The organism is Acinetobacter portensis, assembly GCF_009372215.1.
GTDB classification, from domain to species: domain Bacteria; phylum Pseudomonadota; class Gammaproteobacteria; order Pseudomonadales; family Moraxellaceae; genus Acinetobacter; species Acinetobacter portensis.
Genome location: NZ_LWRV01000042.1, coordinates 1 through 13101, shown reverse-complemented (window position 1 = coordinate 13101; position 13101 = coordinate 1). Strand labels below are relative to the sequence as shown.

The window sequence follows — 13101 nt, the reverse complement described above, 5'->3', positions numbered from 1 at the left end:
AATCGCCATTTTTACTTTCTAAGCGTTTCTTTCTATTATTAATTTCATACTAGGCAGCGTAGAAAATATCTCCGCTTTTCGCTCTACGTTGCCGACCAGTTTACCCTCTGGATGTTATCTCCCCAAGAAACATCCATTTATACCCAACTCTCCCGAGTTGGGTTTTTTTATATATGTTATTGCTGTTGCTGCTGTTGTTGCCAACGACGTTGTTGCAACTTCTCACCTTCAACTTCACGCTTATTACGTGCAGATTCATATAATTTTGTGCCTTTTAATTCAGGCGGCATATATTCCTGCAATACGAAGTGTTCAGGGTAATTATGCGGATATAGATAATCGACACCATATCCTTGTTCTTTCATTAGCTTGGTTGGTGCATTGCGTAAATGTAACGGCACAGGTAAGTTTGCTGTTTTTTCAGCCAAATCCATCGCCTTATTAATAGCTAAATACGTGCTATTACTTTTTGCACTTGTCGCTAAATAAACGGCACATTGTCCCAAAATAATGCGTGATTCAGGCATACCAATAACTTGAACTGAACGGAAACATTCGCCTGCAAGTAATAATGCATTTGGATTCGAATTGCCAATATCTTCAGATGCCGCAATCAACATACGGCGCGCGATAAATACAGGGTCTTCACCACCTTTGAGCATTCGAGCCATCCAATACAGCGCACCATCTGGGTCACTTCCACGAATAGATTTAATAAATGCAGAAACCAAGTCGTAATGCTGTTCGCCTGCTTTGTCATAACGTGCAATATTCTGCTGTGCAACTTTTACAACCACTGCATTGGTGATGATATTTTCTAAATCTGGTTCAAATGTACTTGCAATTAAATCGAGTAAATTTAAAGCTTTTCGAGCATCGCCTGCAGAAAATTGTATAAGTGCATCAAACTCTTCAATTTGGATATAACGATCTTTTAAAAATTGATCTTTTTGAATCGCATTATTAATGAGTGTTTGAATCGCATCTTCATCTAAAGCATTTAAGGTATAAACCTGACAACGAGAAAGTAATGCACTGTTTACTTCAAATGAAGGATTTTCTGTTGTTGCACCAACAAGCGTAATTTTGCCTTTTTCGACAGCATTCAATAATGCATCTTGCTGATTTTTATTAAAACGATGAATTTCATCAATAAATACAACTGGTGGCATTAAATCACCACCATCTGAAATAATTTCTCTTAATTCTTTCACGCCTGTATTTAACGCAGATAAACTCACAAATGGTCGATCTATGGCTTGTGCTAGTAATAAGGCAATTGTGGTTTTCCCAACCCCAGGCGGTCCCCAAAAAATAATAGAGGGTAAATGCCCTTGGTCAATCATTTGACGCAATGGTGCATCTTCACCAAGCAGGTGATCTTGTCCAATAATTTCAGACAAATCTCGTGGACGTAGGCGTTCAGGAAGTGGAATATTGCTATCTGACATCTTGTTATTACTTTACTAAGCTTTCACTTAGTCTACTATGTTATTCATGTCTCTAGGCAATAGTTTTAAAGACAAAATTTACAGATGTGAAGATTGCGATATGAAATATTTAATCAGTGCCTGCTTGGCTAATTTACCTGTTCGTTATGATGGTAAAGGATATTATTTTGAAAAAATTTCTGAGCTTTTACAAAACCAGCAAGCCATTACTGTTTGTCCCGAAATATTAGGTGGATTAGCTACGCCTCGTTTAGCTGCAGAAATTGTAAATGGCACGGCTCAAGATGTTTTAAATGGCATAGCACAAGTAATCGACTCTCAAGGAAATGATGTCACACAAGCATTTATTGATGGTGCACAGAAAGCTTTGGAAATTGCGAAAAAATATCAGGTTTCGATAGTTGTTTTAAAAGAAAATAGTCCGTCTTGCGGCTCGAATTTTATTTATGATGGTACATTTTCAGGCACAAAAATTTCAGGCTTAGGCATTACTGCAAGCTTGTTACGCCAACATGGTTTTCAGGTAATTTCGGAAGATGATTTTTTAAAATCGTTAGATTAGCGTTATTGCATAAATCACTTTTTCATTAACGAACCCAACGTACAATATAGTCTTCAATTTCATCTTCATCGACATCGGCTTCAGATACACAGCGCCCTGCAACCGACTTTCGTGCTTTTATAACGCTTTCTCGTGTACCTGTATTTAAATAATGCCAAGAAGGTAAGCTTTTGCCTTCGCTCATGCGTTGATACGCACATGAAGATGGCAGCCAATGAATATTTTCTAATTTTTCAGGTGTTAGTTGAATACAATCTGGCACGTGTTCAATACGATTTGGATAATCTGAACAATGTCCTGTTTTACAATCTAATAACTTACAAGAAACCTTGGTATACGCCACTTCATTGGTTTCATCATCTTCTAATTTTATTAAACAACATAATCCGCAACCATCGCACAACGCTTCCCATTCAGCAGTATTTAACTCTGCTAATGTATAGTTTTTCCAAAATTGTGGGCGTAACAGTTCAGACATATTCATACATAATAAAAAGAAGAGCTTTGGCATTATATCAGGCTTGAGTGATCAATAAGAGAGATGACTTTCTTTCATTAAAATACTTCAATTTTGTACAAAAAACAAACAAATACATCACATTTATTGTAATTATCATCTTTATACTAAATTCATAATCAAAAAAATTGAAGGGAGAATTCCAATGTTCCGTTGGGCAATTATATTCGCTGTTATCGCGTTAATCGCAAGTTTACTTGGTTTTGGTGGTGTTGCAGGCTTATCTAAAGACTTTGCCGTCATTCTACTTGTTGTTGCGGTCATTCTTGCAATTGTTGGCTTTCTCTCTCGCGGAAAAGTTTAAACACATTATTTTTATACCATCAAAAAGAAGGGCTTAGACCCTTCTTTTTTAATTTGTGATAAGCAAATCATAATTTCTCACATTTGTTTCTATTTCATTTATTTCTTTTCAAAACATCTGCAATATTTTTGTGCTTTAATCGAGTTAATCATAATTAAAGCTTCAAGGATTGTGCATGACTTCTGTAATCAAAACACGTGAAATTCAATACACAGCAAAAGATGGTTCTACCTTAATTGGCTACTTTGCTGCTCCTGAATCTACAACGCCTGTTGCAGGTGTAATCGTGTCTCCTGAATGGTGGGGACGCAATGAATATACCGAACAGCGTGCACGTGAATTAGCAGAACATGGTTATGCAGCCTTAGCTATTGATATGTACGGCAACAAAAAAGTAACCACTGAAGCTACTCAAGCAAATGAATGGATGACTGAAACATTCCAAGACCCTGAAACAATTGTGACTCGTGCGTTTGCAGGTTTAGAAACTTTAGCTGCTCAAACAGAAGTAAATCAAGCTAAACTCGGAGCAATTGGCTTTTGCTATGGTGGCAAAGTTATTCTAGATTTAGCTCGTGCAGGTGCTCCACTTCAAGCTGTTGCCACATTCCATGCTAATTTATCACCAAAATCACCTGCTGAAGAAGGCAAAGTACAGGCGGAAATTCTTGTTCTACATGGTGAATTAGACAGTATGGTTTCCTTTGAAGATGTCGCAAATTTCCGTGAAGAAATGCATGCCGTAAAAGTAAATCATGAAGTGATTATTTTTGAAGATGCTAAACATGGCTTTTCAAACCCACTAGCCGATGAAAGAGCCAAAGCCAATGGTGTAGATCTTGGCTACAATGCTGAAGCAGAAAAGCAAAGCCTCGAAGCGATGTATGAATTATTCGCTCATCACTTAAAAGCGTAAGGCTTTAAATTGCCTATTTATTCACGTGAATAGGTAAGTAATAAAATGAAAAGAGGATAATCAAATGACTGAAAATAACTGCATCTATTGTAACTTTGATGAATATGACATCATTGCAAAAAATGATTTCGGCGTGATTTTACCCGAACCAAATGCACTATCTAAAGGACATTGTGTAATTGTTCCTCAACGTCACGTAAGTTCATTTTTTGATGTAACCGATAAAGAGCGCAAAAGCCTTTTAACCTTGCTTGAACTTGCGCGTAATGAGCTTAAGTTACGCCATCAACCCTCTGGTTTTCATGTTGGTTTTAATGATGGTTCTGTCTTTGGCGAAGCATCTGAACACGTCCATATTCACATTATTCCTCGCTATGAAGGACAAGCTTTACAGCTTGATTCCCGCTGGGGTATGAGTGGTCAAATTTAAATAAACTCACTAAAAAAATGATGCTTCGGCATCATTTTTTGTTGTTAAATTTTCAAATAAAGTACAACACTTAATTTTTAAGTACTCCTTTTGAATGAGGTGTATCCATTTATCTCAAAGGTTCATCGTTCAATTCAGTTATACTCAAGCCTTATTTGTTGTTACTTCATTTCAATGCCTGAATTTTCTTTTTCTAATACCCTTCTAAACTGGTTCGATGAACATGGTCGTCATGATTTGCCTTGGCAAATTGCAGATGATCCATACAAAGTTTGGGTATCGGAAATTATGTTGCAACAGACTCAAGTAAAAACAGTTCTGCAATATTTTGATCGTTTTATTGAGCGCTTTCCTACAGTTGAAAATTTAGGTCTTGCATCTTGGGATGATGTTGCTCCCTATTGGGCAGGGTTAGGCTATTACGCACGTGCAAGAAATTTGCATAAAGCAGCAGGAATTGTTACGCAAAAAGGACATTTTCCTCAAAATTTAGAAGAATGGATTGAACTTCCAGGTATAGGACCATCTACAGGTGGCGCGCTGATGTCGCTTGGTTTGCGTCAATATGGCGTCATTATGGATGGCAATGTTAAGCGTGTTTTGTCACGCTTCTTCGCTATTGAAGATGATTTATCCAAACCTGTTCATGAACGTGCCATGTGGCAAATTGCCGAAGATTTATGCCCGACTGAACGCAATCATGATTACACGCAAGCTATTATGGATTTAGGTGCAACAGTCTGTACACCTAAAAAGCCATTGTGTCTGTATTGCCCAATGCAACAACATTGCAAAGCACATCAGCAAGGTTTAGAAACTGAACTCCCTTTTAAGAAACCCAAAAAAGCAGTCCCCGTAAAATCTGCTCAGGTCTTACTTATTCAATGCAACAATCAATGGTTATGGCAACAACGCCCTAATTCAGGTTTGTGGGGCGGTTTATGGTGCTTACCAATTATTGAAAATGAAGTTGAATTTTTAGAAAGAACGCAAAGTTTAGGTTTGAAAAAAGTTATCAAAAAAGAACAGATTTCTCATAGTTTTACGCACTTCACATGGCTATTAGAAGCGGTGTGCTTTGAAATTGATGAAGATTCAAAAGAACATTTAGCAATTGAGTTGGGTGGTGATTGGTATTCATCACAAATTGCTACACAAATGGGCATTCCAACAGCCATGAAAAAATTGATCTCTGCCGTAAATTTATGACATAGTCAGGTGCTAGATAAGACTATTCATAAAATAAAAGACAGGAATTCTTCGTGCTTCGCATTCGTTCTATTTTAATCTTAATTTTTGCTGTTATTTTTATTTCCGCATGTAGCACCGCACCGAAAAAACCAAGCCAACCATTAAACGCTGCCGCGGTTCAAAAACTCAAAAATATGAGTTTGCCAAACAAGCTCCCAATTCCTGTACAAGGTGTTAAAAGCAATAATTTAACAGATACATGGGGCGCATCACGAAGCAGTGGTAGAATACATGAAGGCGTTGATATTATGGCGTCTCGTGGAACGAAAGTGTTTAGTGCAACAGAAGGCTTAATTGCCGACTTACGCAACAACAATTTGGGCGGGAAAGTCATTTGGGTTTTAGGCCCTAATGGTAGCTGGCATTATTATGCACATTTAAATGGTCATAAACGTGGTTTACGCGTAGGTGATTACATCAAAAAAGGTGATCTAATTGGTTATGTCGGCAATACGGGTAATGCTCGCCATACCGCACCACATTTACATTATGGAATTTATTTAGGTGGAAAAGGGCGTGGAGCCGTTAACCCCTATCCATATTTACGTTAATTTTCTTTAGGAATTATTCATGTCAGAAGCGTTGATCAATCGTCTGGTAGAATTTGCTGAATCGGGCAATCAACAAAAAATTGTGGTGGCAGGACAGAGTCATCAGGGTTGGGTCATGGAAATTACCGAAGAAGCTTTACTAATTAGTACAGGCTATTCAGACAAAGTTGGCAAAGATAATTGGATTTCTTTTGAAGATATTCAACAAGCTGAATTGTTCTATTGGGACAACAAAAATGACCAATGGGCTGAATTTAAAATTTAATCTATTGTTTTAATTCTTATAAAAATAAAGGAGCATTTCCATGACGTCTTTAACAGTGAAACGCTGTGGTTGGTGCTCTAACGATCCTATTTATATCAATTATCATGATCAAGAATGGGGTCGCCCTGTTCAAGATGAACAACATCTTTTTGAAATGCTCTGTTTAGAAGGTCAACAAGCAGGTTTGTCTTGGATTACCGTACTCAAAAAACGTGAATGTTATCGTGAACATTTCTTTCAATACTCTATTGCTGATATTGCAAACTTCAGTGATGCCGATTTAGAAATAAAAGTTCAAGATGCGGGCTTAATTCGTCATATCGGTAAATTAAAAGCTATTCGAGATAATGCCATTACATGGCAAAATCTTAAAAAAGATAATGTAGATGTCGTCGCTTGGTTGTGGGATTTCGTTCAACAAAAAACCATTATTAATGATGTCCCTGATTATAAAAAAGCACCTGCTCAAACAGATTTAAGCATTTTAATGTCTAAACAACTCAAGAAAAAAGGTTTTAAATTTGTAGGACCTACAACCTGTTATGCATTCATGCAAGCGGTTGGCATGATCAATGATCACGAAGATGATTGTGCGTTTAAATATTCAGAAACCTGATCATTAAACTTAAATTCACCTAAAATTAAAATGCTATCAATCTAAATAGGCTCTCCTAAGTCTAGTATTTATTGTATAAAAAATGTTTTATATATTCAGACTGTTATAGAATATTTCATGTGATAAGAATATATTAATAGCAAAGATGCACGTGACTCAAATGCCCGTGTTTTACCCAAAAGTCTGCTAAAATAATGGCAACTTTTAAACTATAAAATGAATTTGAGAAAACTTATGAGTAAAGCCTTACCCATCGCTGTAGCTGTAATTCTAGGCGGTGCTGCACTTGTTCCTGTTTACTACGCAACTCAAGCTCCAGCAACGCAAACGGCAAAATCATCTGCAAATGCTTCTGGTATTGAGAAAATTAGCTATGCTTTAGGTTTTGAAGTTGCACACCAAACTCCTCCAGAGCTTGATATTAATAGCTTTGTAACAGGTATTCGTGATGCACATGCTCGTAAGCAACCTGCATATACAGAAGAAGAACTTCAAAAAGCATTTGAGCAATATCAGCAAGAAATGCAACAAAAACAAGTGACTGAAACTCAAAAAGTTCAAAGCTCAAATGATACTTTCTTGAGTGATAATGCTAAAAAATCTGGCGTAAAAACAACAGCTTCTGGTTTGCAGTATAAAATCACGCAAGAAGGCACAGGTAAAGCACCTACAGGCTCTCAAACAGTTAAAGTACACTACACAGGTAAACTTGTAGATGGCAAAGTATTTGATAGCTCTGTAGAACGTGGTGAACCAATTGAGTTCCCGCTTAACCAAGTTATTCCTGGTTGGACTGAAGGTCTACAACTAATGAAAGAAGGCGGAAAAGCAACATTATATATTCCTTCTAACTTAGCATATGGCGAACAAGGTGTTCCGGGTACAATTCCACCAAACAGCACGTTAATTTTTGATGTTGAGCTTATCCAAGTTAAATAATTTTTAAATAAGGAGAGCTTTGCTCTCCTTATTTTTTAAGGAAATATAATGAAAATTCAAATGACATTATTGTGCTTAGCATTGTGTAGTACTGGTCTTTCTGCAAAAATAGTAAATAATAAAAGCAGTTATGAAGATAAAGTTGGCTACAGCTTTGGTTATATTATGGGTCGTGGTAATGCAGATGCACTCAAAAATATGGATTTAGATGCATTTTTAGATGGTTTAAAAGCAGCATCAAAAGGCCAATCATCGGCTTTAACAGATGAAGAAATGTCGAAAGTTTTAACGCAATTCAAAAAAAATGCTGAAGCAAAACAGCTTATAGAACATAAAAACTTAGCGGATAAAAATGAAAAAATAGGTGCTGAATTTCTTGCTGAAAATGCGAAAAAACCTAATATTAAAGTCACTAAATCTGGCTTACAGTATGAAGTGATTAAACAAGGTTCAGGTAAAACACCTAAAGCATCTTCAAAAGTAAAAGTAAATTATGAAGGTCGTTTATTGAATAATACGGTTTTTGACAGTTCAATTGCACGCCAACAACCTGCTGAATTTATGGTGAGCCAAGTCATTACAGGTTGGACAGAAGGTCTACAGTTAATGAAAGAAGGTTCAACATATCGTTTTTATATTCCAGCTAAATTGGCTTATGGTCAAATTGGTTCAGGCGATGCTATAGAGCCAAATAGTACTTTAATTTTTGATGTTGAACTTTTAGAAGTTTCTCCACAATAAACTAAAAATAAAAAAGACCGCATTTGCGGTCTTTTTTATTCTTGAAATTTTATGGTTTTAAATGACGTGGTCTAAAGCCTGCTGCAATTAATACAATGCCATAAGCGACTGCACCAACAATACAAAGCCCAATAAGCTCGACTACACGCATCCATTGAGTCGCATCACCGTTGTACCACGTTAAGCCGTACCATAAAGCGGCAATCATGGCTGCATTGGCAATCGCAAACTGAAGCATCAGCTTTTTCCAATGTGCGCCAAATCTGAAAATATCACGCTTATGTAAATAGAAATACAGCATACCCGCATTGACCAAAGCAGAACCTGAAGATGCTAATGCAAGCGCCATATGTTCTGCCTGCCAATCGATCAATTTAAAGAATCCAATAAATATCACGTTTAAAATGGCATTGGCAGCAACCGACATTAAGCCGACACGTACAGGTGTTTTGGTATCTTGGCGTGCATAGAAGCCTGGTGCAAAAACCTTAATTAACATAAATGAAATAACCCCTGCACTCATACATTGTAGTGCAAGTGCAGTCATATACGTATCTTCTACCGTAAATGCGCCACGTTGGAATAATGCTTGAATAATTGGCGTTGAAAGCATGAATAAAGCAATACTTGCAGGCACACCAACCAATACAATCACTTTTGCTGCCCAATCCATCATGCCACGGAATTTACCTTGGTCTTGTTCTGCAATACGTTCTGACAATGACGGTAAAATCACAGTACCAATAGCAACACCAATTAAACCTAATGGCAGTTCTGTCATACGTTCTGCGCTGTATAACCAAGACACTGAACCATCTTGCATATACGATGCCCAAATTGTATTGAGCAATAAATTGATTTGAGTAACAGATACACCAAAAAGTGCAGGAAGCATCAATTTCATGATGCGATCTACGCCTTCATGCTTAAAGTCGATTTTTGGTGGAATCAGTAATTTTTTACGCCACAATTCAGGAATCTGAATGGCTAATTGTAAAAATCCTGCGGCTACCACAGACCAACCTAAAGCCATGATTGGCGTATCCATATATGGCGTGAACCATAATGCGCCGGCAATCATTGCAACGTTCAGTAATACAGGTGCAAATGCAGGTGTAGTAAATGATCCATAGCTGTTCAAAATACTACTCGCAAAAGCAGTAAGTGACATGAATAATAAATACGGAATAGTTAGGCGGAACATATCCGTTGCCAAAGCAAATTTGGCAGGATCATCGTGGAAACCCGGTGCATAGACATAAATAATGACAGGTGCCGCAATCATGGCAAATAAAGTCAATAAAGACATGACTGTTGCTAAACAACCAAATACGCGACTAATCAGTATTTGAACTTCTGCATGTGTGCGACTTGTTTTATATTCCGTTAATACAGGAATGAAAGCCTGTGAGAACGCTCCTTCTGCAAATAATCGCCTAAAGAAGTTAGGAATACGAAAAGCCACGACAAAAGTATCGAAGTCTTTGCCTGCACCAAATACATTTAGCAAAACGATGTCTCGTACTAAACCCAGTACACGAGATAACATCGTCATTGCACTTACAATCACGGTCGATCGCCAAAGCGCCATCGGAACCACCTAGTCTAAAATCAAGTCGCTATTGTAATGAAACTCTCTGTGAAGTTTCATTGTTTAATCATTCTACAATTTAACAATTTATAGGTTTTTTAGTTGCTTTAGTTGCTTTCTAAATTTTACCCAGTCAAAAAATGGCCCTGGATCTGTTTTTCGACCCGGTGCAATATCTGAATGTCCTGCAATATGTTGTTTAATTTTTGGATAGGCTTTTTGCAATGTTGCCACCACATTGGCTAAAGCTTCGTATTGTTCTTCTTCAAAAGGTAGATCATCACTTCCTTCTAATTCAATTCCAATAGAATAATCATTACATTCTTTTTGCGCTAAATAACTTGAACGACCTGCATGCCAAGCACGATCTTTAAAGTTTACAAATTGAATGATTTTTCCCGATCTTAAAATTAAAAGATGAGCTGAAACCTGCATGCCTTCAATCGTCTGAAAATAAGGATGCACCGACCAATCTAATTTATTTTGAAAAAAATCTTCGATATATCCACCACCAAATTGCGATGGTGGCAAACTAATATTATGGACAACAACCAACTCAATGTCTGTATTTTCAGGACGCTGATTAAAATTTGGCGAAGGAATGTGTTGAGCGCCTTTAAGCTGTCCATCAACGACCTGAAACGACGATCCTTGTTGCATAAATCTGTCCTGAAATTTTTTAAAATAAATTTGGCTACTCTTCCATCCTAAAACTTTCACTTCCAAATCTCAAACTTAGTGATGTAACTTGGTTAAAAAATGCGTTTTTTTATTGAACAATGCTAATATAGCGCACAATTTTTATGGGTTCTCACTATACGGATATTGCCATGAGCATCTCACAAGCTTTATTAGAACAGTCTATTCAAATCAATATTCAACAAGCATTACAAGAAGATATTGGTGATGGTGATATTACCGCTTTACTGACACATGAAGACGAGCAAGCGACTGCGACAATCATTAGCCGTGAAGATATGGTGCTTGCAGGTCAGCCTTGGGTGAATGCTTTAATTCAAGCTTATGATTCTAATGTTCAAGTGACTTGGCTTAAAAATGATGGTGATGTTGTTGCTGCAAATGAAGCCTTTTTAAAGCTTTCAGGTTCCGCTCGTAGCTTACTGACCGTAGAGCGCCCTGCCCTGAATTTTGTGCAAACACTTTCTGCTGTAGCCACAAAAACAGCTGAATATGTAAAGCATTTAGATGGACTACATACAAAATTACTCGATACACGCAAAACCGTTCCAGGATTACGCATTGCACAAAAATATGCGGTGGCTATTGGTGGTGGTCAAAATCATCGCTTAGGTTTATTCGATGCATTTTTAATTAAAGAAAATCACATTATGGCAGCGGGTGGCATTGCCCAAGCTATTGCAAAAGCGCACGTGATTGCCCCCAACAAACCTGTTGAAGTTGAAGTTGAAACGTGGGATGAATTGAATCAAGCACTTGAAGCAGGTGCAGATATTGTCATGCTTGATAATTTTAGTCAGCAACAAATGATTGATGCCGTAAAACACGTTGCAGGTCGTTGTAAATTAGAGGCCTCAGGCAATATCACCATTGATAATTTACGTGAAGTTGCAACAACTGGCGTGGACTATATTTCGATGGGTGTTTTAACCAAAGATGTAAAAGCGGTTGATTTATCGATGCGTTTTAATGCTTAAATCTAAGTATTAAAATCATTGTTTTGAGTATTTTGCGGCGATGATTTTTCTTTAGAAAGATCACTCTGCAAATGTTCAGTTTTCCATACAGAATGTACATCTAACTTCTCATTTTCCCGCGGTGCACAAATACTGATGAGGAATACGCCAATCATTGAAGCAATAAAAATAACATTCATTTCTTTGCCCTTTTTCAAGCAATTACACGATGCCTCTTATGCTAAGTACTCAATGTGATGAAAAAAATGACTCATGTTATAACATTGTATGAAAAACGCCCTGTTCGTGTTTTTTATATTTTTTCCTGTAATTTCTAGGCATAAAAAAAGCGCCATTTTCACGGCGCTTTTTTATAAAACTTAGGTTTTAAAACTTACCAACCCAAAGCTTCTTGCTGTTTTTTAACAAGCTCTTGAATACCTTTTTCAGCCATTTCTAACATTGCATTTGATTGTGCACGTGTAAATGGTTTTTCTTCCGCAGTCCCTTGAATTTCAATAAACTCACCTGCTTGAGTCATCACAACGTTCAAGTCAGTTTGGCAGTTAGAATCTTCTTCATAGCATAAATCTAGAAGTACTTCATCTTTAAAGATACCAACAGAAACAGCAGCAACTAAACCTTTTAATGGATCTTGCTTAATTTTCTTTTTCTCAAGCAATACATTCATAGCATCAATAAGTGCAACCGCTGCACCCGTAATAGATGCTGTACGTGTACCGCCATCGGCTTGAATTACATCACAGTCAATTGTAATTGTATTTTCGCCAAGCTTTTTAAGATCGACCATTGCACGCAAGCTACGACCAATTAAACGTTGAATTTCTTGTGTACGACCACTTTGTTTACCACGAGCCGCTTCACGATCGCTGCGAGTATGTGTAGAACGTGGCAACATACCATATTCAGCAGTTACCCAACCTTGTCCCTGACCTTTTAAGAAACGAGGAACAGAATGATCAATACTTGCTGTACAAAGGACTTTTGTATGACCGAATTCAACCAGTACAGAACCTTCTGCATAACGAGTGTAGTTACGAGTGATTTTAACATCACGCAATTGATCTAAAGTACGTTGGTCAATACGCATAATTTGTCCTTATTTTTAACTCAAATATATTGCGGCTAAGTATAGCAGAAGCGAATACAAAGGTTTTGTTACAGCTGTTGAGTAAACCATCTAAATCTTAAGAAATTAAAACTAAGTTGTTTTGAAATGATTCAAAAATAACTTTCATATTTGTGTACTTTTTTTTGCTAAACTAAACATTATAGCCAAATCCTAAAAACT

17 protein-coding genes are annotated in these 13101 nt (G+C 37.1%); 11 read left to right on the top strand and 6 right to left on the bottom strand.

The window, feature by feature from the left end; translation table 11 throughout:
* Window positions 1-176: 176 nt before the first annotated feature.
* Entirely contained in the window at window positions 177-1451 is a 1275-nt protein-coding gene (locus tag A6M14_RS04380; RefSeq protein WP_152873798.1) for a replication-associated recombination protein A, read from the bottom strand.
* A gap of 100 nt (window positions 1452-1551) precedes the next feature.
* Between A6M14_RS04380 and A6M14_RS04375 the strand changes: the two genes are divergently transcribed.
* Window positions 1552-2013: a 2-thiouracil desulfurase family protein gene (locus A6M14_RS04375; protein WP_152873797.1), complete on the top strand. Its 462-nt coding sequence runs from the start codon at window positions 1552-1554 to the stop codon at window positions 2011-2013.
* 25 nt (window positions 2014-2038) lie between these two features.
* Here A6M14_RS04375 and A6M14_RS04370 read toward each other — a convergent pair whose 3' ends face one another.
* Complete coding sequence (locus tag A6M14_RS04370) at window positions 2039-2491, bottom strand: YcgN family cysteine cluster protein (protein ID WP_152873796.1); 453 nt, start codon at window positions 2489-2491, stop codon at window positions 2039-2041.
* A gap of 184 nt (window positions 2492-2675) precedes the next feature.
* On the opposite strand from A6M14_RS04370, the gene A6M14_RS04365 reads away from it, so the two are divergent.
* The 9 genes from A6M14_RS04365 to A6M14_RS04325 all read left to right on the top strand — a co-directional run bounded on the left by A6M14_RS04365 (window position 2676) and on the right by A6M14_RS04325 (window position 8543).
* Complete coding sequence (locus A6M14_RS04365) at window positions 2676-2834, top strand: DUF1328 domain-containing protein (protein ID WP_004656956.1); 159 nt, start codon at window positions 2676-2678, stop codon at window positions 2832-2834.
* 175 nt (window positions 2835-3009) lie between these two features.
* Window positions 3010-3750 (top strand): dienelactone hydrolase family protein, encoded by a 741-nt coding sequence (locus A6M14_RS04360; protein ID WP_152873795.1) that lies wholly within the window; start codon window positions 3010-3012, stop codon window positions 3748-3750.
* A 64-nt stretch (window positions 3751-3814) separates the two neighbouring features.
* Entirely contained in the window at window positions 3815-4180 is a 366-nt protein-coding gene (locus A6M14_RS04355) for an HIT family protein (protein WP_152873794.1), read from the top strand.
* A 174-nt stretch (window positions 4181-4354) separates the two neighbouring features.
* Window positions 4355-5389, top strand: coding sequence for an A/G-specific adenine glycosylase (gene mutY / locus A6M14_RS04350; protein ID WP_152873793.1), 1035 nt, complete (start codon window positions 4355-4357; stop codon window positions 5387-5389).
* 53 nt (window positions 5390-5442) lie between these two features.
* Window positions 5443-5982: a peptidoglycan DD-metalloendopeptidase family protein gene (locus A6M14_RS04345; protein ID WP_188110856.1), complete on the top strand. Its 540-nt coding sequence runs from the start codon at window positions 5443-5445 to the stop codon at window positions 5980-5982.
* A 19-nt stretch (window positions 5983-6001) separates the two neighbouring features.
* Window positions 6002-6247, top strand: coding sequence for a hypothetical protein (locus tag A6M14_RS04340; protein WP_152873792.1), 246 nt, complete (start codon window positions 6002-6004; stop codon window positions 6245-6247).
* Window positions 6248-6287: 40 nt separating this feature from the next.
* Complete coding sequence (locus A6M14_RS04335) at window positions 6288-6863, top strand: DNA-3-methyladenine glycosylase I (RefSeq protein ID WP_152873791.1); 576 nt, start codon at window positions 6288-6290, stop codon at window positions 6861-6863.
* Window positions 6864-7097: 234 nt separating this feature from the next.
* The gene (locus A6M14_RS04330; RefSeq protein ID WP_152873790.1) at window positions 7098-7802 is read left to right on the top strand and encodes a BamJ family beta-barrel-assembly machinery protein; all 705 of its coding nucleotides are present in this window, start codon (window positions 7098-7100) and stop codon (window positions 7800-7802) included.
* A 48-nt stretch (window positions 7803-7850) separates the two neighbouring features.
* Complete coding sequence (locus A6M14_RS04325) at window positions 7851-8543, top strand: BamJ family beta-barrel-assembly machinery protein (RefSeq protein ID WP_152873789.1); 693 nt, start codon at window positions 7851-7853, stop codon at window positions 8541-8543.
* Window positions 8544-8592: 49 nt separating this feature from the next.
* Here A6M14_RS04325 and murJ read toward each other — a convergent pair whose 3' ends face one another.
* Both murJ and ampD read right to left on the bottom strand, forming a co-directional pair.
* Entirely contained in the window at window positions 8593-10134 is a 1542-nt protein-coding gene (gene murJ, locus A6M14_RS04320; RefSeq protein WP_152873788.1) for a murein biosynthesis integral membrane protein MurJ, read from the bottom strand.
* An 87-nt stretch (window positions 10135-10221) separates the two neighbouring features.
* Window positions 10222-10794 carry a 1,6-anhydro-N-acetylmuramyl-L-alanine amidase AmpD gene (gene ampD / locus A6M14_RS04315; protein WP_152873787.1) on the bottom strand — a complete coding sequence of 191 codons (573 nt, stop codon included), beginning with the start codon at window positions 10792-10794 and terminating at the stop codon, window positions 10222-10224.
* A 170-nt stretch (window positions 10795-10964) separates the two neighbouring features.
* Between ampD and nadC the strand changes: the two genes are divergently transcribed.
* A complete protein-coding gene (gene nadC, locus A6M14_RS04310) occupies window positions 10965-11810 on the top strand; it encodes a carboxylating nicotinate-nucleotide diphosphorylase (protein ID WP_152873786.1) in 846 nt (281 codons plus the stop codon).
* A 2-nt stretch (window positions 11811-11812) separates the two neighbouring features.
* On the opposite strand, the gene A6M14_RS14075 is transcribed toward nadC, so the two are convergent.
* Entirely contained in the window at window positions 11813-11989 is a 177-nt protein-coding gene (locus tag A6M14_RS14075) for a hypothetical protein (protein ID WP_171500237.1), read from the bottom strand.
* Between the two features lie 194 nt (window positions 11990-12183).
* Complete coding sequence (rph, locus tag A6M14_RS04305) at window positions 12184-12900, bottom strand: ribonuclease PH (protein WP_152873785.1); 717 nt, start codon at window positions 12898-12900, stop codon at window positions 12184-12186.
* Window positions 12901-13101 lie beyond the last annotated feature (201 nt).

Coding starts and splice junctions, on each gene's coding strand:
- A6M14_RS04380 (WP_152873798.1), bottom strand. CDS start 1,451: ATGTCAGATAGCAATATTCCACTTCCTGAACGCCTACGTCCACGAGAT.
- A6M14_RS04375 (WP_152873797.1), top strand. CDS start 1,552: ATGAAATATTTAATCAGTGCCTGCTTGGCTAATTTACCTGTTCGTTAT.
- A6M14_RS04370 (WP_152873796.1), bottom strand. CDS start 2,491: ATGTCTGAACTGTTACGCCCACAATTTTGGAAAAACTATACATTAGCA.
- A6M14_RS04365 (WP_004656956.1), top strand. CDS start 2,676: ATGTTCCGTTGGGCAATTATATTCGCTGTTATCGCGTTAATCGCAAGT.
- A6M14_RS04360 (WP_152873795.1), top strand. CDS start 3,010: ATGACTTCTGTAATCAAAACACGTGAAATTCAATACACAGCAAAAGAT.
- A6M14_RS04355 (WP_152873794.1), top strand. CDS start 3,815: ATGACTGAAAATAACTGCATCTATTGTAACTTTGATGAATATGACATC.
- mutY (WP_152873793.1), top strand. CDS start 4,355: ATGCCTGAATTTTCTTTTTCTAATACCCTTCTAAACTGGTTCGATGAA.
- A6M14_RS04340 (WP_152873792.1), top strand. CDS start 6,002: ATGTCAGAAGCGTTGATCAATCGTCTGGTAGAATTTGCTGAATCGGGC.
- A6M14_RS04335 (WP_152873791.1), top strand. CDS start 6,288: ATGACGTCTTTAACAGTGAAACGCTGTGGTTGGTGCTCTAACGATCCT.
- A6M14_RS04330 (WP_152873790.1), top strand. CDS start 7,098: ATGAGTAAAGCCTTACCCATCGCTGTAGCTGTAATTCTAGGCGGTGCT.
- A6M14_RS04325 (WP_152873789.1), top strand. CDS start 7,851: ATGAAAATTCAAATGACATTATTGTGCTTAGCATTGTGTAGTACTGGT.
- murJ (WP_152873788.1), bottom strand. CDS start 10,134: ATGGCGCTTTGGCGATCGACCGTGATTGTAAGTGCAATGACGATGTTA.
- ampD (WP_152873787.1), bottom strand. CDS start 10,794: ATGCAACAAGGATCGTCGTTTCAGGTCGTTGATGGACAGCTTAAAGGC.
- nadC (WP_152873786.1), top strand. CDS start 10,965: ATGAGCATCTCACAAGCTTTATTAGAACAGTCTATTCAAATCAATATT.
- A6M14_RS14075 (WP_171500237.1), bottom strand. CDS start 11,989: ATGAATGTTATTTTTATTGCTTCAATGATTGGCGTATTCCTCATCAGT.
- rph (WP_152873785.1), bottom strand. CDS start 12,900: ATGCGTATTGACCAACGTACTTTAGATCAATTGCGTGATGTTAAAATC.